We start from the raw sequence: 26,389 nt of genomic DNA on the forward strand, positions 1-26,389 counted from the left end.
ATGGGTTGCGTTCCGCCAAGGCTTTCAAAGGGATAGCGCCCAAATCATCGGCCCGCACGGAAGACAGCGCGCCGCCGTAACGGCCCACGGGGGTGCGGATATAGTCGCAGATGTAGACGTCGGTCATCACAGGTCCTCCTTACAAATCTTGCGGGACAATCAGGTCAAGCACGTCGCCCTCGGTGTGGAGCGTCGCGCCGGTGACGGCTTGCAGCGCCTCCATCGAGAGGCCGGGCAGTTTTTCGCGCAGGATGAATTTGCCACCTTCGATGTCGATCACCGCCAAAGAGGTATAGACACGGGTCACACAGCCGACGCCGGTGAGCGGGAAGGTGCAGGACTCGACCAGCTTCGGGCCGCCATCTTTGGTGACGTGATCGGTGACCACGGCCACACGTTTCGCGCCATGCACCAAATCCATCGCGCCGCCCACGGCCGGCACGCCTTTGGAGCCGACGCGCCAATTGGCGAGATCACCGTTCTGCGCGACCTGATAGGCGCCCAGCACGGCGAGGTCCAAGTGACCGCCACGGACCATCGAGAAACTGTCGGCATGGTGGAAAAACGACGCGCCCGGATTGAGCGTGATCGCTTTTTTTCCAGCGTTGATCAGGTCCCAGTCTTCCTCGCCCTCGGCGGGCGCTTTGCCAAAGCCCAACACGCCGTTTTCGGTGTGATAGGTGACATCGCGACCCTCGGGCTGGAACTTGGCGATCATCTCCGGGAAGCCGATGCCGAGGTTCACATAGGAGCCGTCTTCGATGTCTTGCGCGGCGCGCCAGGCGATTTGAGCGTTGGAGAGCTTGTCTTCCATAATGTTGAAATCGGACATCAATAGACCACTCCCGTGCGCACGAGCACTTCTTCTTGTTGAGGTTGTGCAACTTCTACGATGGCGTCGACGAAGATGCCGGGGGTAATGACCTGTTGCGGATCAATCGACCCCGGCTCACCAAGCTCGGAGACCTGCGCGATGGTTTTCGCGGCGGCCATCGCCATCAGCGGGTTAAAGTTACGGCCCGCCATGCGGTAGGTCATGTTGCCGACCGTGTCGCCCATCTGTCCTTTGATCAGTGCGAAATCGGCCTTCAGCCAGCCTTCGCGGACATACATTTTGCCGTCGAACTCTTCGGTCGGCTTGCCCTCGGCCAGTTCGGTGCCGAAGGACGTCGGCGTGTAAAAGGCCGGGATGCCTGCGCCCGCTGCGCGGATGCGTTCCGCGAGCGTGCCCTGCGGCACGAGTTCCAGCTCGATCTCGCCCGCGAGGAATTTCTCGTTGAAGGCCTCTGCGTTGGACGAGCGCGGGAAGGAGCAGATCATCTTCTTGACCATGCCCGCTTTGATCATCGCGGCGATGCCGATGTAGCCGTTGCCCGCGTTGTTGTTGATCACGGTGATGTTTTTCGGGCTGCCGGTGGCGCGGAAACGGTCGATCAGCGCGTGAATGAGCTCGATCGGCGCGCCGGAGCCGCCGAAACCGCCGATCATCACCTGTGCGCCATCGGGGATATCCGCGACCGCCTCGGCCGGGGTAGAGATGGTTTTGTCCATGAGATCCTCCAGAATATGTGCTCGGATGTAGACCTCTGCTGTGACGACGACGAGTCATTTTGTGCGCATATTGACATTTGTTCGGATGTCGAGAAATGTCGTGCGCATGGCGAACAAATCTTCTGATATCATTTCATCTTTGGCGAAGGGGCTGCGGGTTCTCGAATGTTTTGGGGCCGAGGCACCGAAGCTGTCGATCACCGATGTGTCCAAAATGACCGGGCTTGACCGGGCCACCTCGCGGCGCTGTCTTTTGACGCTACACGCAGAAGGCTACGCCGATTACGATGGTAAGTTCTTCACGCTCACCCCGCGCGCCTTGCGTTTGGGGATGGGGGCGATCTCCTCGCTGCCGCTGCCGCAGATTGTCCAGCCTTGGCTCGATCAGCTCACCGAACAGATCGGGCAGAGCTGTTCCGTGTCGATCCTGGATGGTACGGAAATTGTCTATCTCGCCCGCGCGGCGCAGAAGCGGGTGATGTCCATCGGTCTCATGCCCGGCTCGCGTTTGCCGGCGCATTGCACCTCGATGGGGCGTATTCTGTTGGGCGCTTTGCCCGCCGAGGAAGCGCGTGCGATCGTAGAGGCTTCGGACCTCTCGCCCCGCACCAAATTCAGCGTCACCGATCCCGACGAAGTTATGAAACGCATTGAGGAGGCGCATGGCCAAGGCTATGCGATCATTGATCAAGAGGTGGAGATCGGACTGCGCTCTATCGCGGTGCCGCTGGTCGACGGGCATGGTAAAATCGTCGCTGCGCTCAACACCGGCATGGCCGCGACGCAGGACAAAGCGCAGGCGTTGGTGCCAATCTATCTTCCGAAGCTCTTGATGGTGCAGTCGGGATTGCGGCGCGTTCTTTAAAGCTTGCTTTAGTCCAGAGATCGCGCGGTGATCGCCTCGGCGACCTCATCGGCTGTTTTGAGCGTGCGCACGACAAGAGGCACCACGAGCGCCAACATGTTGCGCTCCAGCCCACGCGCGCGCTGCGCCTCGCGGACCTCGTCGAATTGCGCGCGGATCAGCGGGATGAACCGCCAGACCAGAGACATGGCGAGCGCGATCTTGTCCTTCGGCACCCAAGCAGGGGCACGGGACAAAAGCGCCAGAATGCCCTCGGTAAATTCGCTGGCGCGGGTCGTGTAGGTCACCAGTGCGGCGGCCATCAGCAAGGCGATGAGCCGCAGCGTGACATAGATTGCCATAGTGAGATCGGCGAGCCAGAGCTGGGCGGCGAAGATGATGACGAGGACAAAGAGTGCCGGACGGATCGCGGTAAAGGCGTCGCGGGGGCTGAGACCGGCCGCGCCATAGCCAAGCGCGACGAGCAAAATTCCGACCGTCAGTACGGCAGGATGCGTCACGACAAAAAGCGCAGTGCAGTAGAGAAACAGGATCGCCAGTTTCCACGCCGGACGCGCGCGGTGCAGCAGGCTGTCGCCGGGGATATAGAGGTCCGTCAGCATCCGCCCAAATCTTCGCAGAGTTTTTTGTAGGCGGGAATGACTTCTTCGGGTGTGCCATCGGCGTAGATACTGCCCTCTGCGATATGCAAAACCCGGTCGAACCTCGCGAGCAGATCGAGGTCATGCGAGACCACCACAGCGGGTTGGGGCAGGGTGGCCAGCACGCGCATGAATTGCATCTTGTTGCGCAGGTCCAAAAGCGTGGTCGGTTCGTCGAAGACGATCATTTCGGGCTCGGTCACCAGCACCCCTGCCAGCGCCACCATTTGTTTCTCACCACCAGACAGCTGGTGCGTCAGACGGCCCTTGAGATGGGTGAGCGACAGATCGGACAGCACGCCCTCGATACGCGCGGCAACCTCGGCTTTCGGCAATTTGCGGGATTTGAGGCCAAAGGCCAGATCTTCCTCGACCAGTGGATAAACGATCTGATTGTCGGGGTTCTGGAACATGAAGCCGACATGGCGGCGCAGGTCGTCTTCGGTCTCAGAAAACCGGACAGTGCCGGAAGTGGGCTTCTCCAACCCGTTGAAAAGCCGGAGAAACGTGCTTTTGCCGGAGCCGTTGTTGCCGATCACGCCGATGCGCTTTTCGGTCAGCTCCAGAGTGATCTCCGACAGGATTTCGCGTGTTCCTTTGGTCACGGAGACCCTGTCGAAATGCATGGACATCAGGCGGCTTGTCCGATGATCGGGTAGGATTTCTTGACCGTGACCATGACGGCGGCGGCGATCAGGGCCTTGACGATGTCGCCGGGGATGAAGGTCACGGAGCCCATGAAAGCCTTGGAGATCGGGACACCCGCCATAAGGGTGATGCCCGGAATGCCGATAGCGTAAAGGACGCCGATGCCGCCAACCACACAGATCAGCGTTGCGGAGACGAAAGACAGCCCGTCCCAGTATTTCTCAGTCAACCAGCCGATCACGAAAGCTGCGACGAGCCAGCCCAGAAGGAAGCCAGCGGTGGGGCCAAAGAAGACGGAGAGACCGCCGCGACCACCGGACAAAAGCGGCAGGCCGATGGCGACAAGCACCAGAAGAAGAAGGATGGCTAAGCCGCCACGTTTTGCGCCGAGGATGCCGCCAGCGAGCATTACGCCGAGAGACTGGGCCGTGATCGGCACTGGCAAAATCGGCAGGGCAATCGGTGGGAAGACCGCCATTACGGCGGTCAGGGCCGCAAACAAAGCAATCAGGGTGATGTCGCGCGTGGTCATGGGGTCTCCTCCAAAACAGTGGCCGGTTTGGTTCGGCCTGATCTCATTGGGGCCGAGTGATAAGCGGCTCTTTGACTTTTGGTAAACCCCCTTTTTCGACAGGTTTCAGTTTGCTTTGCAAAATTGCGGAAAAACTCTGCAAAACCTGCTTTGAACGTGCGTGGCTGCAAAGTTATTCAGGAATTTTCCCATATTTTCAGACCTTTCGGTCAAGTTTTTAACTGTCAATGAGACGAATGTCGATCCAAACCGCGCGCGGAGAGAAAGCTGAGCCCGGCCATCACGCCAGCAGTTGCGAGGCAGAGCCGTAGCCCGCCCAGCTGATAAGATAGTCCGGACAACAGAGTGCCCAAAAGCCGCCCCGCCGCATTGGCCATATAGTAGAAACCCACATCCATCGTTACGCGGTCCTCGCCGGAGAAGGCGAGGATGAGATAGGAATGCACCGAAGAGTTCACGGCAAAGACAAAGCCGAAGAGTAGGAGACCTGCCACAAGCGCGAGCGTCAGCCAAAGCGTCGGCGCGCCTGCGATCAGGGCGAGGGCCGCGAGGATAAAGGGGATGGGCGTCAGAAGCCCGACCCATTTGACCGCCATCCGCGCACCGGCTGCGTCGTCTCCGGCCGCGCCTTTGAGGAACCTGGGTGCGATGCCTTGGACAAAGCCATAGCCGATGATCCAGAGCGCCATGAATGCACCGACGATGAAAAATGCCTGACGCGCCCCGTCGGGGGTGCCGTCGGAGAAGATCGCTTTGAAATAGATCGGAATGCCGACGACGAACCAGACATCGCGGGCGCCGAAGAGGAACATGCGGGCGAGGGACAATTGGTTGATGCGGCGGTCCTTCGACCAGATCGCCGAGATTTTGGTGCCTTTCTTGCCGGTCGGAAGGCCCTTGGGCATGAAGATCGCCACCGCCGCGAGGATCACGGCGAGGACCAAAGCCATGCCCCAGACCGCCGCTTTGAACCCCGCGAGCGCCAGCAAAGCCGCACCGAGGAAAAAGCCAAAGCCCTTGACCGCGTTCTTCGATCCCGTCAGCACGGCAACCCATTTGAAGAGGCTGCCATCGCCTTTCGGGGCGAGGATTTTCACCGCCGATTTTGACGACATTTTGGCCAGATCCTTGGCGACGCCCGAGGCGCCTTGCACCGCCATGACGTAGATCACCGAGGCCGATACGGACCAAGCGGGATCAAGCCCGGCCAAGGCGGCAAGGGCTGCGATTTGGATCACCAATCCCGCGTAAAGCGTTGAGGTCAAACCAAAACGTGCCGCCAACCAGCCTGCGGAGAGGTTCGTCACAATGCCCGCGATCTCGTAGAAGAGAAAGAGATAGGCAAGCTGGATCGGCGAAAACCCCAGCCCATTGAAATGCAATAGAACGAGCATCCTGAGCGCGCCGTCTGAAAGCATGAAAGCCCAATAGGCCGCCGTGACGGCCGTATAGGCGCGTAAGGGGTTCTCCGCCGTCGCAACTGTCATCACATTGCACTCGCAACCATGCGGGCAATATCCGCGAGGCGGCAGGAATAGCCCCATTCATTGTCATACCAGGCGTAGATTTTCACCTGCGTGCCGTTGATCACCATGGTCGACTGCGCGTCGATGATGGAGCTACGCGGGTCGTTGACGTAATCGGTCGACACCAAGGGGCGGGTTTCATAGCCAAGGATGCCCTTCAACTCCCCTTCGGAGGCCGCTTTGAACAGCGCGTTGACCTCTTCCGCCGTGGTCTCCCGTTCGACTTCGAAAACGCAATCGGTGATCGACGCGTTGAGCAAGGGCACCCTCACTGCATGGCCATTGAGACGGCCTTTCAGTTCCGGATAGATCAGTGTGATCGCTGTCGCTGAGCCCGTTGTGGTTGGGATCAGGTTCATTGAGGCGGCGCGGGCGCGGCGCATGTCTTTGGCGGGGCGGTCTACGATGGTCTGGGTGTTGGTCACATCATGGATCGTCGTGATCGACCCGTGCTTTATGCCGAGGTTTTCGTGGATCACCTTGACCACAGGTGCGAGGCAATTCGTGGTGCAGGACGCTGCTGTCACCAGATCATGCGCCGCCGGATCGTAGAGATCATGGTTGACCCCGTAGACGAGGTTCAGCGCGCCACCGTCCTTCACCGGCGCAGAGACCACCACCTTTTTGACGCCTGCATCGTAATACGGAGAGATGCGTTCGGCCGTTTTGAAATAGCCGGTGCAGTCAATCACCAAATCGACGCCCATTTCCGCGAGCGGCAAGTCTTCGATTCGCGCCTCCCGTGTCAGCCTCATCTGCGTGCCGTTCACCGTCAAACTGTCGGCGTCATGGAAAATCTCAGCCCCCCAACGCCCATGCACGGAATCGAACTCCAGCAACAGCGCATGCTGCTCCGGGTCGCCCGCCAGATCGTTGATCAGCACGATATGTTCCCAAAGTCCGCGATCAAACAGGTCACGCAGCGCGAGTTTCCCGATGCGGCCAAGACCGTTCAGAGCAATTTTAACCATGATAAATCCTTAGATATCAGAGAGATCGTCTATCTGTTTTTGCAGCGACAGACGGTCGAGTTTTTCAATAGGGAGCGCAGCGAAAGCTTCGATCCTCCGGCGCAGTGCCTCGTAGGTTTGCGCGAAAGCCAGGGCGCGCTCGGCCTCCGAGCCGACCGCTTTCACAGGGTCCGGCAGGCCCCAATGTGCGCTCAAAGGCTGGCCGATCCAGGGCGCGCAGTCTTCGCTCGCGGCCAGATCGCAGACGGTGAAGGTGAAATCGAAGGCAGGGGCGCCTTCGCCCTGAAATTCGGTGACATCCTTCGGGTGCAGTCCGGTGATCACATGGCCATGACGCTCCAAAAGTGCGCGCGTCTGCGGGTTGATCTCCTTGCCGGGGCGGGTGCCAGCGGAAAAGGCTTCGAACCGACCGGCGCCCAGCTTGTTCAAAAGCGCCTCGGCCATGATCGAGCGTGCGGAGTTGCCGGAACACAGGAAAAGTACGCGATGTGGCCGCGAATAGCTCTCGGGCAGGGCATTCAGACACATCTCGGGGCGCCCACGACAACAATCGTTGACCAGATAGCTGACCAGTCCGTCGCACTTTGTCATGTCTACGCCGTAAAACAGCGACCGGCCCTCGCGTGTCGCGGTGATCAGTCCGGTTTGCAACAGATCGGAAAGGTAGCCCGACAGTGTGTTAGGCTTCATGTTGAGCGCTTCGGCGATTTCTGTTGGACGCACCGGACGCGGAGCAAAGCGCATCAATAGCCGAAACACTGAGAGACGCCCGGCGTGGCCGAGCGCGGCGAAGGCCTGAGGCGCGGTGTCGAGATCAAAAGGCATAGGCGACTCGCTTATAATTCGATATTTCATGAATAATTGAAATAATAGCTGTCGCCAAACCAAAACCCGCAACATCCGCGTGAAATTTTCATGACAGGGCCAAATCTCTCGCTCTGGCACGCCGACAAGGTGAGACACCCCGCCGCAGAGGCGGCGCAAACCAAGGGCCTGCGATTGCATCCCGTGTCGCAACGTGCCAGCAAAGGTCAGACCAAAAACAGGCCCGCCCCAATAAAACCAAACCGGGATCACACGCGCATGACACGACCAAAGAAAAGCCGCCCGGTCGCGCCGGATCGGCAGAGGCTCAAGATGCTCTTGGCCGGGGAAGGTCGCGCGATCAAACTGGCGTCTTATATGACCGCTGTCTCGGCGCTCTTGTGGTTGCCGCAGGCGGCGTTCGTGGCGGGGGTATTCGCGCGGCTTTTGACGGGTGATGGCGGTGTCTCGGTTCTGATGGGCGTCATCGCCTTTCTGGGATTTGCGGCGCTGCGTCTGATGCTCAATTATCTCGCCGAAGGCCTGTTGTTTCGCGCGGGTCAGAACATTGTCACCCGGACACGGCAGGAAATTTTGGCGCGCGAAGCGAACAGCCTTGGCACCTCGCTCCTGGGCGGACCCGGCGCGTTGGCCGCCTTGGCGGGCGAAAAACTCGACGCGTTGTTGCCCTATATCACCCGCTATGCCCCCGCGCAGACCCGCGTGATGACGGTGCCCTTCGCGATCCTTGCGCTTGCCTTTTGGCAAAGCTGGGCCGTGGGGCTGGTGTTTGTCATTGCTGGCCCTCTGATCCCATTGTTTATGGCGCTGGTGGGCTATGCCGCCAAGGAAGCCTCTGAGCACCAGATGCAGGAGATCGGCTCTCTGGGCGATCTTTTGGTGGACCGGCTCGCCGCCCTTGCGGACATCCGTCTCCTGGGCGCGGCGCCGCGTCTAATCGAGCGGTTTGAGTTGGCCGCAGACGATCTGCGCGACCGTACTATGGCCGTTTTGCGTATTGCGTTCCTGTCCTCGACTGTATTGGAACTGTTCGCCGCCTTGGGCGTCGCGATGGTCGCCGTCTGGGTCGGGTTTTCGCTTTTGGGAGAGTTGAACTGGGGCGCTTGGGGCGGCGGCATCACACCTTGGGGCGGGATTTTCCTTTTGCTGCTGGCGCCCGATTATTTCCAGCCACTGCGCGATCTCTCCGCCGCTTGGCATGACAAAGCCGCAGCGCTGGCCGTGGCGGGCGAATTGGACCAATGGCAAGCCCATGAGGCCGAGACGCTTTTGGGCACCGGCGACAAGGTCGCGCCGCTCGCGGGGCCCGCCCATATCCGCACCTCGGGTCTTTCGGTGACGCGGGGCAGCCGGGTGATTGCCTATCCCGATGCCGAAATCCTCCCCGGCGCGCGGGTGGCCCTTTCCGGTCCGTCAGGGGTGGGCAAAACCACGCTTTTGCGGTTGTTGGCGGGGCTGGAACGGCCCAACTCCGGTATGGTTGACGTTGCCGGGCGGCAGCTTTCCGACGACACCGCCGACGCTTGGCGCGCGCGCCTTGGCTGGATGCCGCAGGCGCCGATGTTCTTGGGTCGCTCACTACGCCACAACATCGCTTTCGGCGCGCCTTTGAGCGCCGAGTTGATCTCCGACGCTGCGCTGAAGCAGGTGCTCGCGGCCCTGCCAAAGGGCGATCTGACCATTTTGGGTGAGACAGGTGGCGGGCTGTCGGGCGGCGAAGCGCGCCGCGTGATGCTCGCCCGTGCTTTGGCCGCTCACCCCGATGTGGTGCTCGCTGACGAGCCGACCGCAGACCTTGATCATGAGACCGCTGACCGGGTGACCGAGGCGCTTTTGGCGCTGGCGGATCGCGGCGCGACCCTGATCGTTGCCACCCATGATGCGCGGCTCATCGCCCGAATGGATCAGGTGATCGAGATTGCGCCAGAAGGGGAACGCGCCCATGGCTAAGCTCTGGCATATCTTCCGCCTCATGATGCAGGGCGAGCGCAAATCTTTGCTGCGCGGGCTGGCCCTTTCCGCGCTGGTCCTGATCATGGGCGCGTCCTTGTTGGGCCTCTCGGGCTGGTTCATTGTCGCGGCCTCTGCGGCGGGGCTCGTTGGCACAGGCGCCGTCTTCGACGTCTTCCGCCCCTCCGCTATGGTGCGCTTTCTGGCGATCACCCGCACGGCAACCCGCTACGGAGAGCGTGTGCTCACCCATGATGCGACGCTGAGAGCCTTGGCCAAGCTGCGAGTCACGCTTTTGGCGGCGCTCTCGACCCGGTCGCATGACCGTTTGATCCGGCTAAGAGGTGCGCAGGCGCTGAACCGGATTGTGGCCGATGTCGATGCGCTGGACGGTGTGCCCTTGCGGCTGTTCCTGCCGCTGATCGCCGGTGGCGCGACGCAGGTATTGGCCTTGGTGGTCCTGTCCTGGTTGGTCGATTGGCGGGTGGCCGTGGCGATTTTCGGGATTTTCACCCTCGGCGGCATCGGCGTGGTGCTATGGGGCGTGTTGCGGGCGCGGGTGCCTTCGCGTCGTGCGGAAAGTGCTGCGCAGGCCTTTCGGGCCCGCTTTATCGATCTCGTGACCACCCGCGAAGACCTCGCGCTTTATGGCCAATTGCCGGATCAGGTTGCGGCCTGCCGCGACGCCGAGACTCGGCGTCAAACGGCGGCCACCATGACCGATCTGCGTGAGCGTCAGGCAGGCGCTGCGCTCATGGTGGTCTCTGCTCTGGCGGCGGCCTCTGCGCTTTGGATCGGTGGCACGCTGGCGGCGGCCGGCGAGATTACGCCGGCGCGGGCAGCCATAGGGTTTTTCACGGCGCTGGCATTGATGGAAACTGTGGCGCCTCTGCGGCGCGCGGTGGCGGAGATGGGGCGGATGGTTGGGGCCGCCCGTCGTGTGACGGCGCAGACCGAGATGTCAGATTTGCCTGACGCTTTGCCTTGGCCGCAAGGGCCACAGAGTCTGACATTTTCTTCTGTGACCTTCGCGCGCGGCACAGCGCGGCCAGTTTTGTCCGATTTCAACCTCACCGTCGCGCCCGGTGAATGGGTCGCGCTTAAAGGGCCGTCGGGTGTGGGGAAAAGCACGGTTTTGTTGCTCGCTGCCGGAGCTTTGCGTCCTGTGAAGGGAACAGTCAGCCTGAATGATCACGCCGTTATGGAATTTTCACCCGGTGCCACAACATTGGTGGGGCAGCGGGCGGCGCTGATTCAGGGGACGATTGCGGAGAACTTGCGTCTTGCCGCACCAGAGGCGACGGATGAGGCGCTGTGGGCGGCGCTTGAGGCGACGGCTTTGCAGGATGTTGTGGCGGGCAAGGGCGGATTGGATGCGCGTTTGGGGCCACGTGGCGCGGGGCTTTCGGGTGGCGAAACCCGGCGTCTGGTTTTGGCGCGGGCGATCTTGCGGCAACCCTCTGTGTTGCTCTTGGATGAGCCGACCGAGGGGCTCGACGCAGAAACCTCGGATCGGGTGCTGGCGGGAATTCGTGCGGCCCTTCCTCAAGCTGCGGTGTTGGTCGCTGCGCATCGGGCGGAAGAGCAGGGGGCGGCAGACCGGATTCTGTCGCTCTGAGTCGGCAAGGCGGTCGTCCAGACACGTCTCAGACAAACTCTCACGCGTAAGTGATCGCGAAGCCCCTGAAAACGCGCCCAAAACGCGGGGGCGCGCCGCCATGTCGCGGTCACATTAAGATACATCTGGAATATTGCATTTATTGACATGGGTCAAAGCACCCAAGCCTGTGGCGTTTTAAGTCGAGGCCACAAACATGCATCTGCGAGACATCTTTTCTCGCGCAGAAGGAGCAAGGGAACATGGAGTTCGGACTAGTTGAGCTGTCGCGCCTGCAATTCGCGATGACAGCCATGTACCACTTTCTCTTCGTGCCGCTGACGCTTGGTCTATCGATCATCGTGGCGATCATGGAGACGGTCTATGTCATGACCGGCCGACCGATTTGGCGGCAAATGACGAAATTCTGGGCCACGCTGTTCGGGATCAACTTTGTGTTAGGCGTCGCGACGGGCATCACGATGGAGTTCCAGTTCGGCATGAACTGGTCCTACTACAGCCACTACGTCGGTGATATTTTCGGCGCACCGCTGGCCATCGAGGGGCTCATGGCCTTCTTCATGGAAGCGACCTTTGTGGGTCTCATGTTCTTTGGCTGGGATAAACTGTCGAAAGTGGCACATATGATTGTCACCTGGCTGGTGGCCATTGGGTCGAACTTTTCCGCGCTCTGGATTCTTATCGCGAACGGCTGGATGCAGAACCCGGTGGGGGCCGAGTTCAACCCGGACACCATGCGGATGGAGATGACCAACTTCTTCGAAGTGGTCTTTAACGAAGTGGCACAGGCCAAATTCGTGCACACCGTGTCCGCCGGTTATGTGACGGCCTCGGTTTTCGTGCTGGGTGTCTCTGCCTGGTATCTGCTTAAAGGTCGCCACACCGAGCTGGCCCGTCGCTCCATCGCGATTGCGGCCGCGTTTGGTCTGGCTTCGGCCTTCTCAGTTGTCATTCTGGGCGATGAGTCGGGCTACAACGCCACGCATACTCAGAAAATGAAACTCGCAGCCATCGAAGGCATGTGGGAAACCCAAGAAGCCCCGGCCTCTTTTACCCTCGTCGGTATCCCGGATCGCGAAGCGCGTGAGACGCATTACGCCATTCACATTCCTTTCGCGATGGGTCTGATCGGCACGCGGTCTCTGACAGATGAAATTCCCGGCGTGGATCAACTTGTGGCGGAAGCCAATGAGAAAATCCGGTCTGGTATCATTGCTTATGATGCGCTGATGACGATCCGTTCCGAACGTGATGCGACGCCCGCCGAAGTGCGCGCCACTTTTGAAGAGCATTCCGCCGATCTCGGCTTTGCCATGCTCTTGAAGCGCTATGTCGAAGATCCGCGTGAGGCGACGGACGAACAGATTGCCATGGCGGCGGATGACACGGTTCCGGGCGTCGGGCCGCTGTTTTGGGCCTTCCGCATCATGGTGGGGCTGGGCTTTAGCTTCATCGCGGTGATGCTCTACTTCTTCTACCGCACCTCGTTTAAAGGCATGCAATACCCGCGCTGGGCGCTGCGTGCTGCGGTGATCATCATTCCGGCACCGTGGATTGCCGCGGAGCTTGGATGGTTCGTGGCCGAGTTCGGGCGGCAGCCCTGGACGGTGGACGGCGTCTTGCCGACCGCGCTCTCGGCCTCGCATCTGTCGATCACCGATCTGCTGATCACGCTTGCTGGCTTTGTGATCTTCTATTCGGTGCTCTTCGTGATCGAGATGAGCCTGATGATCAAATACATCAAAAAAGGTCCGTATATGGATGTCGAGGAAACGGATGTGTGGATGGAACGCCACGCTGACCGCCTGAGCTCCAATGATCCGGCCCTCAAACCTGCGGAGTAACCTACGATGATCCTGCATGAATTCATGACTTTCGAAGTCCTCCGCGTGATCTGGTGGTTGCTTCTGGGCGTCCTTTTGATCGGGTTTGCACTAACCGACGGGTTCGATATGGGCGTGGGCGCATTGCTCCCGTTCGTGGGCAAGACCGACAAAGAACGCCGCATCGTGATCAACACCATTGGCCCCGTTTGGGAAGGCAATCAGGTGTGGTTCATCCTCGGTGGGGGGGCGATTTTCGCCGCCTGGCCGCCGCTTTATGCGGTGTCTTTCTCGGGGTTCTATCTTGCGATGTTCCTTGTGCTGGCCGCGCTCATCCTGCGTCCCGTGGGCTTTAAATACCGCTCCAAACGCGAAAGCGCGCGGTGGCGGAGCAACTGGGACTGGGCGCTCTTCGTGGGCGGTGCGGTTCCGGCGCTGATCTTTGGTGTCGCCGTGGGCAATGTGTTGCAAGGCGTGCCGTTTCACCTGACCCCTGATCTCTTGATGCCGCGTTATGATGGCAACGCGATCATGAAACTCTTGGGCCTATTGAACCCCTTCGCGCTGCTGGCCGGCGTTGTGTCGCTCTCCATGCTCTTGATGCATGGTGCAGCTTGGCTCGGCCTCAAAACGGAAGGCGCCGTTCAACAGCGGGCGCAAAAGATCGGCACCGTTGCGGGTCTCGTGGCCGCTGTCTCCTACGCTTTGGCTGGGCTGTGGCTCGCGATGGGCATCGACGGCTACCAGATCGTCGGTGAGGTAGTGAAAGACGGTCCGTCGAACCCGCTTTACTCAGAAGTGGCCCATGGTGGCTCCTGGATGGCGGCCTATTCCGACCGTCCATGGATCGCGATCGCGCCGGTGATGGCCTTTGTTGGTATCGCCATGGCCGTGATGGGTTTGCGCAAGGGCAAAGAGGTCTCGACGCTTCTGTGGTCGAAGCTGGGCATCACCGGGATCATTTCTTCGGTCGGCTTGACGATGTTCCCCTTCATCTTGCCCTCCACCGTCGATCCCAACAGCTCACTCACCGTCTGGGACAGCTCCAGCTCGCACCTGACGCTCTTTGTGATGCTGATCTGTGCGATCATCTTCATGCCGATCATCCTCGCTTATACCTCCTGGGTCTACAAAGTGCTCTGGGGCAAGGTCACCGAGGATGAACTCGACAACAACGCTCAAAGCTACTGAGAAAGGACCGATTATGTGGTATTTCGCTTGGATCCTTGGTCTCCCGCTGGCCGCCATGTTCGCTGTTCTCAATGCGATGTGGCTTGAAATGCGCGAAGATGCGCGTCTCGCGGACGAGCACGACAACCAACCCTGAGACACCGCCTGACAAAAGGTTGGCAAGGTCATTCGACCTGACCTTGCCGAACCCGCTTTCGTCCCTTCAGGTGGCCTGCTCCGGGGAGGATGTTCCACCGTCCCCGGAGCGCCTTACATCCAACTTTTCCGCCCGTTGGCGGAATTTTCCGCACCAAATGCATTCAAACATATGCATAATAATGTTTGATTTGCGAAGAAATGGAGAGAGACATGAACTCACCCAATTCCCCACAGATCGGTCGCCGGGGTTTCCTCGGCCTGGCCGCAGGGGCCACGGCACTCGCCGCCACCTCAGGCGAGGTCCGCGCCGCCAGCATTCCGACCAAGGCCAAGATCGTCATCATCGGCGCAGGCGCAGGCGGCACCGCGCTGGCGAACCGCCTCGTTGAGCGCCTTGAAGGCGCCCAGATCACCTTGATCGACCCGCGCAAAGAGCACCTCTACCAACCCGGCCTGACCCTCGTCGCCGCCGGTCTCAAGCCCGCCAATTATGTTGTGTCCGAGACCACCGATTGGCTGCCGAAAGGTGTCACGCTCATTCCCGAAAAAGCCGCCGCTATTGACCCCGTCGCGAAAACCGTTTCGACCGAGGGTGGCCAAACGCTCTCCTACGATTTCCTCGTCGTGGCCCCCGGCCTGATCCTCGATCATGACGCCATCGAAGGGTTCTCCCTCGATATGGTCGGCGAAAACGGCATCGGCGCACTCTATGCTGGGCCGCAATATGCCGCTGCCACTTGGAAAGCCGCGTCGCAATTCATTGAGGAGGGCGGTCACGGCATCTTCACCCGTCCGGGCACCGAGATGAAATGCGCCGGTGCGCCTTTGAAACACACCTTCCTGATTGATGATCGTCTGCGGCGTGCGGGCAATCGTGGCAAGGCTGAGATCACCTATGGCGCCCATGATGGTGCGCTTTTTGGGGTGCCTATTGTGTCTGAGAAAGTCCGCATGCTGTTTCTCGACCGCGACATCGCGCCGGTCTATCAGCACACGGTGAAATCCATCGACGCGGGCGCGAAGCGTGTGACCTTTAACACCGCTGAAGGCGATCAGGAGATGGACTATGATTACATCCACCTGATCCCGCCGCAACGCGCGCCCGAGGTGATCCGTCAATCCGGCCTATCCTGGGCCGATAAGTGGACCGATCAGGGCTGGGTCGAATGCGATATGGCGACGCTCCAGCATCTGCGCTACCCGGAGATCTGGGCGCTGGGCGATGTCGCCGGTGTGCCAAAGGGCAAAACCGCCGCCTCCGTCAAATGGCAGGTGCCTGTGGTCGAGGACCAGATCGTCTCCGCCATCGCAGGCACAGAGCCGACCGAGACCTACGGTGGCTACACCTCCTGTCCGATGATCACCAAGATCGGCCGCGCGATGCTCGTGGAGTTCGATTACAACAACAACCTTTTGCCGTCCTTCGAAGGCATCATCCCGCCGCTCGAAGAGCTGTGGATTTCCTGGCTGATGAAAGAGGTGGCGTTGAAAGCCACCTACAACGCCATGCTGCGTGGCAAGGCTTAAGGGAGAGCGACTATGAAAGATCTGACGTTTCAAACCCTCATTGCCGTGTTCGAGGAGATTTTCGGGCGGGGGCTGTTCTGGACCATGGTGGTGGCCGCTGTCGTGGTGACACTGGCCTATCTCTATGTGCTGATCCGGGATCGGGCGGTGAGCTGGCGCAAATTCCTCTGGGCACAGCTGTCCATGCCGGTGGGCGCCGTTCTGGCCGTCTGGTTCGTCATGGCGATGACCCATTCTGCGCCCTCCGACATCGGGGGCGCGGTGGACCTCATCGTGTTCCTCGGCGTGGCCGTCATGGGTGCGATCGGTATGGCGATCCTCGTCTACACGCTTGAGTCCCTTATCAAACCGCCAAAAACAAACAGCGAATCCTGAAGCGCGTTTCGTTCCGAATGCGCCAAAGGGTGGGCGCCTCCGGTGTGCGGATCGGGGGCGTCTCTTTGTATCAGGCATGACCCAATCCCGCGCAGTCCTTGGCGTTTTACTTTACATCAAGGGGCGGCTCCGGTAATCGCGGGGACGAAAAATAAAGGGTACGACCGGCTTATGTGCGACACGTCCATCATCATTCCCTGCCGCAATGAGGCGGAAAACATCGGCGCTTTGCTCGACGAGATCACTGAGGCCTGTGCCGTGATCGGTCCGTTCGAAATCATCGTGATCGACGATAATTCCGATGACGGCATGGCCGATATTCTGGCCCAGAGAATGGCCGTGATGCCGCATCTGCGGGTGATCCGCCACGACCGCTCCGGCGGGCAATCCGCGGGCGTCCACTCTGGTGTGCGCGCTGCGCGCGGCACGGTTTGCTGTACGCTTGATGGCGACGGCCAGAACCCGGGCACCGAAATCCCCAATATGATCGCGCCGTTCAGCGGCCCGAATGCCGCAAACATCGGTCTCGTCGCCGGTCAACGCGTTGGGCGTCAGGACACGTTCTCGAAACGCTATGCCTCGAAATTCGCCAATGCTCTGCGCGCGAAAATCCTGAAAGACGGCACGCGCGACACCGGCTGCGGGCTCAAGGCGTTCCGCCGCGACGACTTCCTGAATCTGCCTTATTTCGATCACATGCACCGCTATCTGCCGGCGCTTTTTGCCCGCGATGGCTGGGAAATCGCCCATGTCGATGTGTCCCACCGTGCGCGCGGGGGCGGTCGGTCTCATTATTCGAACCTGCAACGCGGGCTTGTCGGCATCGTCGATCTGATCGGCGTGGCCTGGCTTTTGAAGCGCGGCAAGAAATCGCGTCCGACCGAAGTGACCCCGGCCGCCAATACGGCCCGCGCGGAGGGCTGAGTCGATGCAATGGCTGATGACCATCCTGCATGTCGACTCGGTGGCGGAGCTTTGGTGGGTGCTTTTTGGCCTCTCTGCGCAGCTCATGTTCACCGCGCGGTTCTTGTTGCAATGGATCGCCTCTGAACGCGCCAAAAATTCGGTGATGCCGGTGGCGTTCTGGTATTTCTCGCTGGCGGGCGGGGTGATGCTTTTGATCTATGCGCTCTACCGCAAAGACCCGGTCTTCGTTTTGGGCCAAGCCCTCGGCGTCGTGATCTACGTCCGCAATCTCTGGCTGATCTATGCAAATCGCCGCGCCAACAATGCCGTCTCGGACTGAACCGCAAAGCTGGCGTCCTCTGGCGCTGATCTTCATTGCCGTGGCCGTCACGCTGCGGCTTTTGGCCTTGGGGTTTGATCGCACCGATCTCTTCGTCGATGAGGTGCAGTATTGGTTCTGGGGCCAGAACCTCGATTTCGGCTATTACTCCAAACCGCCTCTGATCGGCTGGCTGATCCGTTTTGTCACGGATCTGGCGGGCTCGGATGCCGCTTTTTGGGTGCGGATGCCGGGGGCGGTGCTGCATGGGGGCACGGCCTATCTGCTGGGCGCTCTGGCTTCGCGGCTCTTCGGACGTGAGGCTGCGATCTGGACCGTGGCGCTCTATCTGAGCCTGCCCTTCGTGGCTTTGGGCTCGGTGATGATCTCGACCGACACGGTGATGGCGCCGTTTTATGCTGCCGCTCTTCTGTTCTTTTTCCGCACGGCTGACACGCGCCGCCTGAGCGATGCGCTGGCCGTCGGAATTTTTGCAGGCCTTGCCTTTATGGCGAAATACGCCGCGATCTATTTCCTCATCGGCTCCGGGCTGGTGATCCTCACGCAGCCAGGTCTGCGTCCGGGCGCGCGCAATCTCATGGTGATGATCGCGGGCTTTATCGTTACCATTCTGCCAAATGTGTTGTGGAACCTGTCGCATGACCTGACCACCGTATCCCATACGATGGACAACGCGGGCTGGGTCCGGGATGGTGCGGCCTTTGATTTCGGATCAATGGCGGAGTTCTTTTTCAGCCAGTTTGGCGTTTTTGGTCCTGTGACCATGGGGGCGCTCGTGATCGCCTATCTGCGGCCCAAACGCGGGGCGCACATCGCACTCGTGCTGTTTTCTATCCCGGCGCTGGTGACCGTCACCGTTCAGGCGCTTTTGGAGCAGGCCTATGCAAATTGGGCCATCGCCACCTATTTTGCCGGGGTGATCTTGGCGGCCATGGTGTTGCCGCGCCTCGGGCGCTGGATCGCTTTGGGCATCAATGTGATCCTCTCGCTCCTCTTGCCGATCCTGATCGTTCTGGCGCCTTGGCCCCTAAGCGGGGCGGGTGATCCGTTGCTCGAACGCTATCTCGGGCGTCATGCACTGTCTGAGAGCATTCTGGCGCTCGCGGACCAAGAGGGGCTGCCTGTCGTCAGCGGCAATCGCGATATCTTGGCCGATCTTTTCTACATCGGTCGTGACCGCGATGTGGCGCTCTATGCGATGCCGGAAACAGGTCGGGCCTCCAGCTACTATGCCCAAAACTTCGCGCTGCCTGAGACGGTTGCCGGCGATGTCCTTGTCCTGGGGGCCAGAACGCCGCGCTGTGAGGCGGAAAAGGTGGAGGGGTTGGTGCTTGAAGGGCTTTATGAGGGTGCCTCTCTCGCGGCGTGGCGCGTGTCGTCTGACTGTCTTCGGTCATTAGGTCGCGACTAAACAAAAGAGCCGGACAACAAAAAAACCGCCCAGCGACTGAACGGCTTTCAGGTGTCTCAATGATAAGGGCGCCTCAGTGACCGGTCGTTTTGAAGACCACGCTGACCGTTCGTAGGATGAGGCTCACATCCGTCAAAAAGCTCTGTTTGCGGTGGTAGAGATTGTCGAACTTCACGCGGGCCACAAAGCTCGTCTCACCGCGACCCGAGACTTGCCACATGCCAGTGATGCCTGGACGCATCTCGAAATAGGCGCGGCCCTTTGCCTCTTCGTAGAGCATCTGCTGGCTCGGCATAAAGGGGCGCGGGCCGACAAAGCTCATGTCGCCCTTCAGCACATTGAGTACCTGAGGCAATTCATCGAGCGAGGTTTTGCGAATAAGCCGACCGATCTTGGTGATCCGAGGGTCGTGGCGCAATTTCTGGTAAGTGTTCCATTCCCGCGCGATTTCCGGGTCTTCTTTACACAGCTTCACCAAAAGCTGGTCGGCATTCACCCGCATGGAACGCAGTTTGTAGAACTGGAACACTCTGCCGTCTCGGCCAATCCGCCTCTGTGCGTAAAAGGCGGGCCCTCCATCAATTCTGACAAGAACGGCTAAGATCAAGATCAGGGGAATGACGAGAGGTGACACGAAGAGGAAAAACATGACGTCGAAGAGACGTTTTCCAAAAGCCTCATAGGGCGAAAGGTGGAGGCGGGGGAGGGCCACCGAATTTGCAGGCGTATTGAACGTTCTCTCGGATTTGGATGGGTATACCATAATTTCCTCCGGAAACTCGTCTTGCGACATGCTAGGTCAAAAAATATCCATGCAACCTTAAGGAGAATTTGGCGCGAATGCTGCACATGAATATCTTTATACCATAAGGGCGATGTTTCCTGCTCTATGGCAAGATGATTTTTGGCTAATTTTATTAACGTCGATAAGTTTTTGGCTGTTTTAAAGGCGAAATTGGCGCAAAAATCATTCATAAGAAAATTTGAAATGAAAAATCATGGTTAACGCGACTGGTCCGGAGCGCGGTGACATAGCGCAGTCTTTCGTCAGAGTTTGCGATTCGAGCGCCGCGCTGCCGCTATCGCATAGCGTGTATTTTTGACCGTATGAGTTTTGTGGTCTCTTGCACAGACAGACAGTCCAGCGGCATGTATACAATTGGGCATTGAAGTGGCGCGCATCGGAATGAGGCAGAGATGACAGTGCAGTTCGGCATCATGGACAGACGGGCGGATAGAGGGCTCGCAACGCAGGGCGCCATCTCGCTATTGCGAAAGAGAGGCACGGATGTCATCCGCTTTCTTGAGGTGCGATGCATTTTCGGGACAGGTGTTCCGTGCTGAGTTCGGCTGGTTTGGGGCCAGAGGAGTGGCAGGCCATTCTCCTGTCTCTAAAAGTGGCCTTCTGGGCCTCTCTCGCGAGCCTGCCCTTTGGCATTTTTATCGCTTATGCTTTGGCGCGCTGGCAGTTTCCCGGACGACAATGGCTCAACGGTCTGGTGCATTTGCCCCTGGTCATGCCGCCCGTGGTCACGGGCTATCTTCTCTTGATGACCTTTGGTACCCGCGCGCCTATTGGCGCATTCTTGCAAGACCTCGGCATCGTCTTTTCCTTTCGCTGGACCGGCGCCGCACTGGCCGCCGCGATCATGGGTTTCCCGCTGATGGTGCGCGCCATCCGCCTGTCGATTGAAGCCGTGGACACCCGTCTCGAAGAGGCCGCTTCCACATTGGGGGCCTCGCCGCTCCGCGTGTTCTTTGGCGTGACCCTGCCGTTGTCTTGGCCGGGCATCCTTGCGGGGGCCGTTCTGGCCTATGCCAAGGCCTTGGGTGAATTCGGGGCCACGATCACTTTCGTCTCCAACATTCCGGGCCAGACCCGGACCTTGCCCTCTGCGATTTATGCCTTTTTGCAAGTGCCGGGAGGCGAAAGCGCAGCGCTGCGTCTGGTTGTGATCTCCATCGTTTTGGCGATGGGCGCGCTCGTATTGTCCGAAGTTTTGGCGCGCCGTGTCTCAAAACGCCTGTCTGGGGGAGAACGCACATGAGCTTGCGTGTCGATCTCAAACATCGCTTTTCGAAATTCTCCCTCGATCTCGGCTTTGATGTCCCCGACGGCATCACGGTTCTCTTCGGTCGCTCGGGTTCTGGAAAGTCGACCGTCCTGCGTGCCATCGCGGGGATTTTTAAACCGGATCAGGCCCGGATTATGCTCACGGATCGCGTGCTCTGCGACAGCGATGCGGGCCTTTGTCTTCCGCCGCACAAACGTCGCATCGGCATGATTTTCCAAGATGCCCGGCTGTTCCCGCATCTTACAGTGTCGCAAAATCTCGATTTCGGGCGGCGCTTTTCCGAGCGCAACGTGCCGCAACGTGAAGTCACGCAGATGGTCGACATGTTGGGCATCGGCGCCTTGCTGGACCGGCGCCCTGATGGATTGTCTGGCGGAGAACAACAGCGGGTCGCGATTGGCCGGGCGCTTTTGTCCGGTGCGGAGATGATCCTCGCCGATGAGCCTTTGGCTGCCTTGGATGAGGCGCGTAAGGCGGAGATTTTGCCTTATTTCGAGAGGCTTCGCGACGAGATCGGTATTCCCGTTCTCTACGTGAGCCATAGCCCTGCTGAGGTCGCGCGCCTTGCCACCACCGTGATTGCTTTGGAGGCCGGCCAAGTGATCGGGCAGGGCAGCGCCGAGGCGGTGTTGGGTGATCCCGCGGTTCTGCCAGTGGGTGCGGGCGGGGCCGGGGCGCTGATCCGGGCCACGGTGCGGGGGCATCACGAGGATGGGTTGACTGAGCTGGACGCTGGGGGCGAGGCCCTGTTCCTGCCACATCTCAACGCCGATGCGGGGCATCCCGTGCGTCTGCGTATTGCGGCGCACGAGGTGATCCTGTCTCCAGAGCGTCCGGTCGGACTGTCTGCGCTCAATATTTTGAGTGGCACCATTGCCGAGATCTCCGAGGCGCAAGGCTCCGCCGTTTTGGTTGCTGTGCAAACTGGGGCAGGTCGCGTCTTGGCGCGGGTGACGACGCGTTCGGTTGCGGCCTTGGGGCTGCGCGTGGGTGCACCCTGTCACGCCGTGGTGAAGACTGCCTCGATCGCGCAGGACAATCTCGCCTAATCTGGGTGCAATGCGTTTGACTGAGAAAAACCGGTCTTAAAACGACATTTTTCTATCTCTCTGCCGCAGGCTATGCTTGCCTAGGGTAAGGATTTTGCTTACATATGCAATAAATTGAATGTTAGGCCGCTGCCTGACGCCAGAATCGAGGTCAAAATGCGCCGCACCCTTTTGCTCACGATGATGCTTCTGCCAGGGTCCATCCTGGTTGGGCATCCCGCCGTCTCAGAAACCCTCTCGCTCACGCCGCAGCCGATAACCGAATGGAAGCCGGTCTATGCCGAGGTCGAGCCCCGCGATCAGGTGCCCGCCCGTGCGCGCATCGGCGGCACGATCACCACGCTGGATGTGACCGAGGGCGATCTGGTCGAGGCGGGGCAACGTGTGGCGCTGATCGAAGACACCAAGCTTTTGTTCCAGATCGAAGGCATCGACGCTCAGCTTGACGCCTATAACTCCCAGCTTGTGAAAGCGCAGGACGATCTAACTCGGGGCGAGTCGTTGTCGGAACGCGGCGTGATTTCCACCGCAAGCCTGCAGGCGTTGCAAACCAACGTTACCGTGCTCGAAGGCCAGATCACCTCACTTCAGGCGGAGCGCCAAGTCGTGTCTCGCCAGATCGAAGAGGGTGAAGTGCTGGCCCCTGAGGCGGGTGTGGTGCTCGATGTGCCGGTGTCGAAAGGCGCCGTCATCATGGGCGGCGAACAGGTTGCGCTCATTGGCGCGGGCGGCACCTTCCTGCGTCTCGGTGTGTCCGAACGCTACGCGGATCGTCTCACTGAAGGCGACACCATTCAGATTTTGGGGGCAGGCGAGCCCCAGACTGGCACGCTCGCGAAGATCTATCCGCTGATCCAAGGCGGTCGTGTTGAGGCCGATGTTGAGGTAGATGACTTGGATGCGCGTTTTGTCGGACGTCGCGTGCAAGTGCAGCTCCCTGTCGGCAGCCATGACGCGCTTTTGGTGCCGTTAACCGCGTTGAGCCAATCCGGTGGTCTCGATTTCGTTTCGGTCGAAGCGGACGGACATTCCAGCGCCCGTGTCGTTGTGCCAGGCAATGAGGTGACGCTGGACGGAGCCACCTATGTTGAAATTCTGAGCGGCCTGTCCGCTGGCGATGTGGTGGTGATCGACCATGAATAATCCACACGGACCGTCGGGCGCGCTCGGCATCGCCGGCCATCTGACCCGCAGCTTCATTCTTTCTCCTCTGACCCCGCTGTTCCTGCTGGCCGCGCTGGCCGTCGGGATGATCGCGTTGATCTCCCTGCCGCGCGAAGAGGAGCCGCAAATCTCCGTGCCCCTCGTGGACATCCATGTCGAAACCCCGGGGCTAAAGGCACAAGACGGGCTCAAGCTTGTTACCGAGCCGCTGGAGACCATCGTCAAGGGCATCGATCAGGTCGAACATGTCTACTCCGACAGTCGCGACGACCACATTATGGTCACCGCGCGCTTTGACGTGGGCGTGCCCTCCGAGACTGCCATCGTGCGGGTTCGGGACAAGATCATGGCCAATCTCGACCGCCTTCCGGTCGGGATCAACGAACCGCTCGTGGTGGGCCGAGGCATCAACGATGTCGCCATCGTGGCGCTGACCTTTAGTCCGTCAGAGGACAACGAGGCCATGACAGCGGCTGATTTGACGCGGGTCGTCAAGGAGGTCGAGGTTCAGCTCGCGCGGATCGAAAACGTTGGTCTGACCTATGTGATCGGCGCTACCGAAGAGGCGCTGCGTGTCGCGCCGGACCCGGAAAAATTGGCGCTTTACGGTGTTACGCTGCAACAGCTCTCGAACAAGGTGGCTGGCGCCAATTCCGCCAGCCCCGCCGGGCTTTTGCGCGATGGTGGCGAACAGATCGGCCTGATCGTCGGCAAAACGCTGACGACGCCCGAGGAGATCGGCAACCTTGAATTGACCGCCCGCGATGGGCGTACGGTCTACGTGCGTGATGTGGCCGATGTCGCTTTTGTCTCCGATCTTGATGAGCACTATGTCGCAACGCTGACGCGCGCAGGCGCGCAGGGCGAAGAGGCCGCGGAAGAGGGCCATGTCGAGATGGACATGGACGCCCCGATCATTCGTCGTCCTGCGGTAACGCTGGCAATTGCCAAACGGGCGGGCGCCAATGCTGTCGTCGTGGCCGAGGAAATCCTGCATCGTGTCGAGACAATGAGGGGCGAGCTCATCCCCGACAGCATCGATGTCGAAGTCACCCGAGACTATGGCGAAACCGCCAATGAAAAAGCCAACGAGCTGCTGTTCCACTTGGCGCTTGCGACGCTTTCCATCGTCGGACTTGTGTTGATCGCCATCGGCTGGCGTGAGGCCATCGTGGTCGCAATCGTGATCCCGGTGACCATCCTTTTGACGCTCTTTGCCTCCTATATCATGGGCTACACGCTCAACCGCGTGTCTTTGTTTGCGCTGATTTTCTCTATCGGCATCCTCGTCGATGATGCCATCGTGGTGATCGAAAATATCGCGCGCCACTGGGGGCTGAAGCGTCCGGGGCAGAACCGCTTTGGCGCGGCCATCGCCGCCGTGGCCGAGGTCGGCAACCCGACCATCGTCGCGACGCTCACCGTGGTGGTGGCACTTTTGCCGATGCTTTTCGTCTCCGGCATGATGGGCCCCTACATGTCGCCGATCCCGGCCAATGCCTCAGCTGCGATGATCTTTTCCTTCTTCGTGGCCGTGATGATCACGCCTTGGCTCATGCTGAAAATTGCCGGCGGGGCCGAGTTGCATCATGATGGCGATCATGCTGAAGGCGGAGTTCCGGGCGGCAAACTGGGCAAGCTCTACACGCGGATTGCCAGTCCGATCCTGCACTCGAAAGGTCACGCCTGGGTTTTCCTAATCGTCGTGATTGTGCTGTCCTTTGGCTCTCTGGGTGCGCTTTACACCAAAGATGTCACGGTCAAGCTTCTGCCTTTCGACAATAAATCCGAGTTGTCGGTGATGATCGATCTGCCAGAGGGGGCGTCGGTCGAGGCGACCGATGCGATTGCGCAGGAGGCGGCCAGGCTGGCCATGACCCTGCCGGAGGTGATGTCGGCGCAGACTCATGCTGGGACTGCGGGCGCCTTTAACTTCAACGGTTTGGTGCGGCACTACTATCTGCGTGAAAATCCGGAAATGGGCGAAGTGCAACTCAAGCTCCTGCCGAAGGGTGATCGTGATCGAACCTCGCATGATATCGCGCTGGAGTTGCGTGAGATGCTGCTTGAGGGCATTTCCGTCCCGCCTGGAACGGCCATGAAAGTGGTCGAGCCCCCGCCGGGTCCGCCGGTGATCTCGACGCTTCTGGCGGAGATATATGGACCCGATGGCGCGACCCGTCGCGAGGTGGCTGGCAAAGTGCGCGAGGCCTTTGAAAACGTGGATTTCATTGTCGATACCGATGACAATTACGGTGTCCAGGCTCGGCGCATCCGGGCAGAGATGAAACCCTCTGACCTGAATTTCTATCAGGTGGCCGAAGCCGATGCCGCACAGACGCTGCAGCTTCTCAACGGCTACACCACGGTTGGTTATTCACATCGTGGCGAGGGGCGGCGTCCGATTCCGATCGTAATTGGGCGCGACAAATCCGACCGCGTTTTGGATGCGACGGCTCTCTCGACGCCGGTTCCTGCCAATGCTTTGCCCGGTGGGCGCGGTGTGGTCGAGCTGGGGGATGTGGTTGCCATCACCGAAGAGGAGACCTCATTCCCGATCTTCCGGCATAATGGATATGATGCCGTGATGGTGCAGGCGGAACTTGCGGGCGCCTATGAAGCGCCGCTTTATGGCATGCTGGCGGTGGCCGAAAAACTCGATGAAATGGAGTGGCCCGAGGGGCTGAAGCCTGAGATTTCCTTGCATGGGCAGCCGACGGACACGTCGAAGCCGGTGCTGCTTTGGGATGGGGAATGGGAAGTGACTTGGGTCACGTTCCGCGACATGGGGGCCGCCTTTGGTGTGGCGCTCTTGGGGATCTATATTCTCGTCGTGGCACAGTTCGGTTCGTTCCGTTTGCCTCTGGTGATCCTGACGCCAGTGCCGCTCACCTTCCTTGGCATCATGATCGGCCACTGGCTGTTCAACGCGCCTTTCTCTGCACCCTCGATGATCGGCTTCATTGCTCTCGCGGGGATCATCGTGCGGAACTCGATCCTCTTGGTCGACTTCATCCGTAATGCCGATGACGATGGCAAGGTGACGACAGAGATCCTACTGGAAGCTGGTGCCACCCGGTTCAAACCGATCTTGCTCACGGCTGTGGCGGCGATGATCGGTGCGGCGGTGATCTTGGCTGACCCGATCTTTCAGGGGCTGGCTTTGTCGCTGTTCTTCGGCTTGTTGTCTTCGACCGCACTTACGGTGCTGGTGATCCCGGCGATCTATCGTATCTTCAAGATGTGACTTGAAGGTGCCTTAA

At 59.8% G+C, this 26,389-nt stretch carries 24 protein-coding genes and 1 pseudogene; 15 read left to right on the plus strand and 10 right to left on the minus strand.

All coding sequences use genetic code 11. From position 1 onward, the window contains the following. From J5Y17_RS02525 to J5Y17_RS02535, 3 genes and pseudogenes are all read right to left on the minus strand, one after another. Positions 1-127: pseudogene (locus tag J5Y17_RS02525) on the minus strand (3-oxoadipyl-CoA thiolase); the annotation flags it as partial. A gap of 12 nt (positions 128-139) precedes the next feature. Next, positions 140-832: a 3-oxoacid CoA-transferase subunit B gene (locus tag J5Y17_RS02530; RefSeq protein WP_255571822.1), complete on the minus strand. Its 693-nt coding sequence runs from the start codon at positions 830-832 to the stop codon at positions 140-142. After that, positions 832-1,551, minus strand: a complete 720-nt coding sequence (locus tag J5Y17_RS02535; protein ID WP_219783653.1) for a 3-oxoacid CoA-transferase subunit A — start codon at positions 1,549-1,551, stop codon at positions 832-834. The genes J5Y17_RS02530 and J5Y17_RS02535 overlap by 1 nt, the downstream gene beginning before the upstream one ends. A gap of 106 nt (positions 1,552-1,657) precedes the next feature. Here J5Y17_RS02535 and J5Y17_RS02540 point away from each other — a divergent pair, with 106 nt between their 5' ends. Then, positions 1,658-2,416, plus strand: a complete 759-nt coding sequence (locus J5Y17_RS02540) for an IclR family transcriptional regulator C-terminal domain-containing protein (RefSeq protein ID WP_219783654.1) — start codon at positions 1,658-1,660, stop codon at positions 2,414-2,416. Positions 2,417-2,424: 8 nt separating this feature from the next. On the opposite strand, the gene J5Y17_RS02545 is transcribed toward J5Y17_RS02540, so the two are convergent. The 6 genes from J5Y17_RS02545 to J5Y17_RS02570 all read right to left on the minus strand — a co-directional run bounded on the left by J5Y17_RS02545 (position 2,425) and on the right by J5Y17_RS02570 (position 7,559). Then, positions 2,425-3,018 (minus strand): energy-coupling factor transporter transmembrane protein EcfT, encoded by a 594-nt coding sequence (locus J5Y17_RS02545; protein WP_219783655.1) that lies wholly within the window; start codon positions 3,016-3,018, stop codon positions 2,425-2,427. Beyond that, complete coding sequence (locus J5Y17_RS02550) at positions 3,012-3,662, minus strand: energy-coupling factor ABC transporter ATP-binding protein (protein WP_370628830.1); 651 nt, start codon at positions 3,660-3,662, stop codon at positions 3,012-3,014. Before J5Y17_RS02550 ends, J5Y17_RS02545 begins: the two co-directional genes overlap by 7 nt. A 26-nt stretch (positions 3,663-3,688) precedes the next feature. Beyond that, a complete protein-coding gene (locus tag J5Y17_RS02555; protein ID WP_219783656.1) occupies positions 3,689-4,237 on the minus strand; it encodes a biotin transporter BioY in 549 nt (182 codons plus the stop codon). Between the two features lie 224 nt (positions 4,238-4,461). Then, positions 4,462-5,724: an organoarsenical effux MFS transporter ArsJ gene (arsJ, locus tag J5Y17_RS02560; protein ID WP_219783657.1), complete on the minus strand. Its 1,263-nt coding sequence runs from the start codon at positions 5,722-5,724 to the stop codon at positions 4,462-4,464. Then, positions 5,724-6,734, minus strand: a complete 1,011-nt coding sequence (locus J5Y17_RS02565) for an ArsJ-associated glyceraldehyde-3-phosphate dehydrogenase (protein WP_219783658.1) — start codon at positions 6,732-6,734, stop codon at positions 5,724-5,726. Before J5Y17_RS02565 ends, arsJ begins: the two co-directional genes overlap by 1 nt. A gap of 9 nt (positions 6,735-6,743) precedes the next feature. After that, positions 6,744-7,559 (minus strand): ArsR family transcriptional regulator, encoded by an 816-nt coding sequence (locus J5Y17_RS02570; protein WP_219783659.1) that lies wholly within the window; start codon positions 7,557-7,559, stop codon positions 6,744-6,746. A gap of 258 nt (positions 7,560-7,817) precedes the next feature. Between J5Y17_RS02570 and cydD the strand changes: the two genes are divergently transcribed. From cydD to J5Y17_RS02620, 10 genes are all read left to right on the plus strand, one after another. Next, positions 7,818-9,509, plus strand: coding sequence for a thiol reductant ABC exporter subunit CydD (gene cydD / locus J5Y17_RS02575; RefSeq protein ID WP_219783660.1), 1,692 nt, complete (start codon positions 7,818-7,820; stop codon positions 9,507-9,509). Beyond that, positions 9,502-11,127, plus strand: a complete 1,626-nt coding sequence (gene cydC / locus J5Y17_RS02580; RefSeq protein ID WP_219783661.1) for a thiol reductant ABC exporter subunit CydC — start codon at positions 9,502-9,504, stop codon at positions 11,125-11,127. The genes cydD and cydC overlap by 8 nt, the downstream gene beginning before the upstream one ends. Positions 11,128-11,369: 242 nt before the next feature. Next, on the plus strand, positions 11,370-12,971 hold the full coding sequence (locus J5Y17_RS02585; RefSeq protein WP_219783662.1) for a cytochrome ubiquinol oxidase subunit I: 1,602 nt from the start codon (positions 11,370-11,372) through the stop codon (positions 12,969-12,971). Between the two features lie 6 nt (positions 12,972-12,977). Then, on the plus strand, positions 12,978-14,141 hold the full coding sequence (gene cydB, locus J5Y17_RS02590; protein WP_219783663.1) for a cytochrome d ubiquinol oxidase subunit II: 1,164 nt from the start codon (positions 12,978-12,980) through the stop codon (positions 14,139-14,141). 13 nt (positions 14,142-14,154) lie between these two features. After that, on the plus strand, positions 14,155-14,277 hold the full coding sequence (gene cydX / locus J5Y17_RS02595; RefSeq protein ID WP_219783664.1) for a cytochrome bd-I oxidase subunit CydX: 123 nt from the start codon (positions 14,155-14,157) through the stop codon (positions 14,275-14,277). 212 nt (positions 14,278-14,489) lie between these two features. Continuing rightward, the gene (locus tag J5Y17_RS02600; RefSeq protein ID WP_219783665.1) at positions 14,490-15,806 is read left to right on the plus strand and encodes an NAD(P)/FAD-dependent oxidoreductase; all 1,317 of its coding nucleotides are present in this window, start codon (positions 14,490-14,492) and stop codon (positions 15,804-15,806) included. A 12-nt stretch (positions 15,807-15,818) separates the two neighbouring features. Continuing rightward, on the plus strand, positions 15,819-16,181 hold the full coding sequence (locus tag J5Y17_RS02605) for a DUF5368 domain-containing protein (protein ID WP_219783666.1): 363 nt from the start codon (positions 15,819-15,821) through the stop codon (positions 16,179-16,181). 171 nt (positions 16,182-16,352) lie between these two features. Continuing rightward, entirely contained in the window at positions 16,353-17,105 is a 753-nt protein-coding gene (locus tag J5Y17_RS02610; protein ID WP_219783667.1) for a glycosyltransferase family 2 protein, read from the plus strand. A gap of 4 nt (positions 17,106-17,109) precedes the next feature. Beyond that, on the plus strand, positions 17,110-17,427 hold the full coding sequence (locus J5Y17_RS02615; protein WP_219783668.1) for a lipid-A-disaccharide synthase N-terminal domain-containing protein: 318 nt from the start codon (positions 17,110-17,112) through the stop codon (positions 17,425-17,427). Beyond that, positions 17,411-18,838, plus strand: coding sequence for a glycosyltransferase family 39 protein (locus J5Y17_RS02620; protein ID WP_219783669.1), 1,428 nt, complete (start codon positions 17,411-17,413; stop codon positions 18,836-18,838). Before J5Y17_RS02615 ends, J5Y17_RS02620 begins: the two co-directional genes overlap by 17 nt. Positions 18,839-18,911: 73 nt before the next feature. Here the strand turns inward: J5Y17_RS02620 and J5Y17_RS02625 are convergent, their stop codons facing one another. Continuing rightward, entirely contained in the window at positions 18,912-19,631 is a 720-nt protein-coding gene (locus J5Y17_RS02625; protein ID WP_370628832.1) for a sugar transferase, read from the minus strand. Between the two features lie 544 nt (positions 19,632-20,175). Between J5Y17_RS02625 and modB the strand changes: the two genes are divergently transcribed. From modB to J5Y17_RS02645, 4 genes are all read left to right on the plus strand, one after another. Continuing rightward, positions 20,176-20,886 (plus strand): molybdate ABC transporter permease subunit, encoded by a 711-nt coding sequence (gene modB / locus J5Y17_RS02630; RefSeq protein ID WP_370628833.1) that lies wholly within the window; start codon positions 20,176-20,178, stop codon positions 20,884-20,886. Next, positions 20,883-21,962: a molybdenum ABC transporter ATP-binding protein gene (gene modC / locus J5Y17_RS02635; RefSeq protein ID WP_219783672.1), complete on the plus strand. Its 1,080-nt coding sequence runs from the start codon at positions 20,883-20,885 to the stop codon at positions 21,960-21,962. The genes modB and modC overlap by 4 nt, the downstream gene beginning before the upstream one ends. 156 nt (positions 21,963-22,118) lie before the next feature. Next, positions 22,119-23,105: an efflux RND transporter periplasmic adaptor subunit gene (locus J5Y17_RS02640; RefSeq protein ID WP_219783673.1), complete on the plus strand. Its 987-nt coding sequence runs from the start codon at positions 22,119-22,121 to the stop codon at positions 23,103-23,105. Further along, on the plus strand, positions 23,098-26,373 hold the full coding sequence (locus J5Y17_RS02645; protein ID WP_219783674.1) for an efflux RND transporter permease subunit: 3,276 nt from the start codon (positions 23,098-23,100) through the stop codon (positions 26,371-26,373). The genes J5Y17_RS02640 and J5Y17_RS02645 overlap by 8 nt, the downstream gene beginning before the upstream one ends. Positions 26,374-26,389 lie beyond the last annotated feature (16 nt).

It is taken from the genome of Celeribacter sp. PS-C1 (genome assembly GCF_019429625.1).
In the GTDB taxonomy this organism is placed as follows: domain Bacteria; phylum Pseudomonadota; class Alphaproteobacteria; order Rhodobacterales; family Rhodobacteraceae; genus Celeribacter.

Coding starts and splice junctions, on each gene's coding strand:
- arsJ (WP_219783657.1), bottom strand. CDS start 5,724: ATGACAGTTGCGACGGCGGAGAACCCCTTACGCGCCTATACGGCCGTC.
- J5Y17_RS02615 (WP_219783668.1), top strand. CDS start 17,110: ATGCAATGGCTGATGACCATCCTGCATGTCGACTCGGTGGCGGAGCTT.
- J5Y17_RS02620 (WP_219783669.1), top strand. CDS start 17,411: ATGCCGTCTCGGACTGAACCGCAAAGCTGGCGTCCTCTGGCGCTGATC.
- modC (WP_219783672.1), top strand. CDS start 20,883: ATGAGCTTGCGTGTCGATCTCAAACATCGCTTTTCGAAATTCTCCCTC.
- J5Y17_RS02535 (WP_219783653.1), bottom strand. CDS start 1,551: ATGGACAAAACCATCTCTACCCCGGCCGAGGCGGTCGCGGATATCCCC.
- J5Y17_RS02555 (WP_219783656.1), bottom strand. CDS start 4,237: ATGACCACGCGCGACATCACCCTGATTGCTTTGTTTGCGGCCCTGACC.
- J5Y17_RS02545 (WP_219783655.1), bottom strand. CDS start 3,018: ATGCTGACGGACCTCTATATCCCCGGCGACAGCCTGCTGCACCGCGCG.
- J5Y17_RS02530 (WP_255571822.1), bottom strand. CDS start 832: ATGTCCGATTTCAACATTATGGAAGACAAGCTCTCCAACGCTCAAATC.
- J5Y17_RS02600 (WP_219783665.1), top strand. CDS start 14,490: ATGAACTCACCCAATTCCCCACAGATCGGTCGCCGGGGTTTCCTCGGC.
- J5Y17_RS02610 (WP_219783667.1), top strand. CDS start 16,353: ATGTGCGACACGTCCATCATCATTCCCTGCCGCAATGAGGCGGAAAAC.
- J5Y17_RS02640 (WP_219783673.1), top strand. CDS start 22,119: ATGCGCCGCACCCTTTTGCTCACGATGATGCTTCTGCCAGGGTCCATC.
- J5Y17_RS02645 (WP_219783674.1), top strand. CDS start 23,098: ATGAATAATCCACACGGACCGTCGGGCGCGCTCGGCATCGCCGGCCAT.
- cydB (WP_219783663.1), top strand. CDS start 12,978: ATGATCCTGCATGAATTCATGACTTTCGAAGTCCTCCGCGTGATCTGG.
- J5Y17_RS02585 (WP_219783662.1), top strand. CDS start 11,370: ATGGAGTTCGGACTAGTTGAGCTGTCGCGCCTGCAATTCGCGATGACA.
- cydC (WP_219783661.1), top strand. CDS start 9,502: ATGGCTAAGCTCTGGCATATCTTCCGCCTCATGATGCAGGGCGAGCGC.
- cydX (WP_219783664.1), top strand. CDS start 14,155: ATGTGGTATTTCGCTTGGATCCTTGGTCTCCCGCTGGCCGCCATGTTC.
- cydD (WP_219783660.1), top strand. CDS start 7,818: ATGACACGACCAAAGAAAAGCCGCCCGGTCGCGCCGGATCGGCAGAGG.
- J5Y17_RS02565 (WP_219783658.1), bottom strand. CDS start 6,734: ATGGTTAAAATTGCTCTGAACGGTCTTGGCCGCATCGGGAAACTCGCG.
- J5Y17_RS02540 (WP_219783654.1), top strand. CDS start 1,658: ATGGCGAACAAATCTTCTGATATCATTTCATCTTTGGCGAAGGGGCTG.
- J5Y17_RS02570 (WP_219783659.1), bottom strand. CDS start 7,559: ATGCCTTTTGATCTCGACACCGCGCCTCAGGCCTTCGCCGCGCTCGGC.
- J5Y17_RS02605 (WP_219783666.1), top strand. CDS start 15,819: ATGAAAGATCTGACGTTTCAAACCCTCATTGCCGTGTTCGAGGAGATT.
- J5Y17_RS02625 (WP_370628832.1), bottom strand. CDS start 19,631: ATGTCGCAAGACGAGTTTCCGGAGGAAATTATGGTATACCCATCCAAA.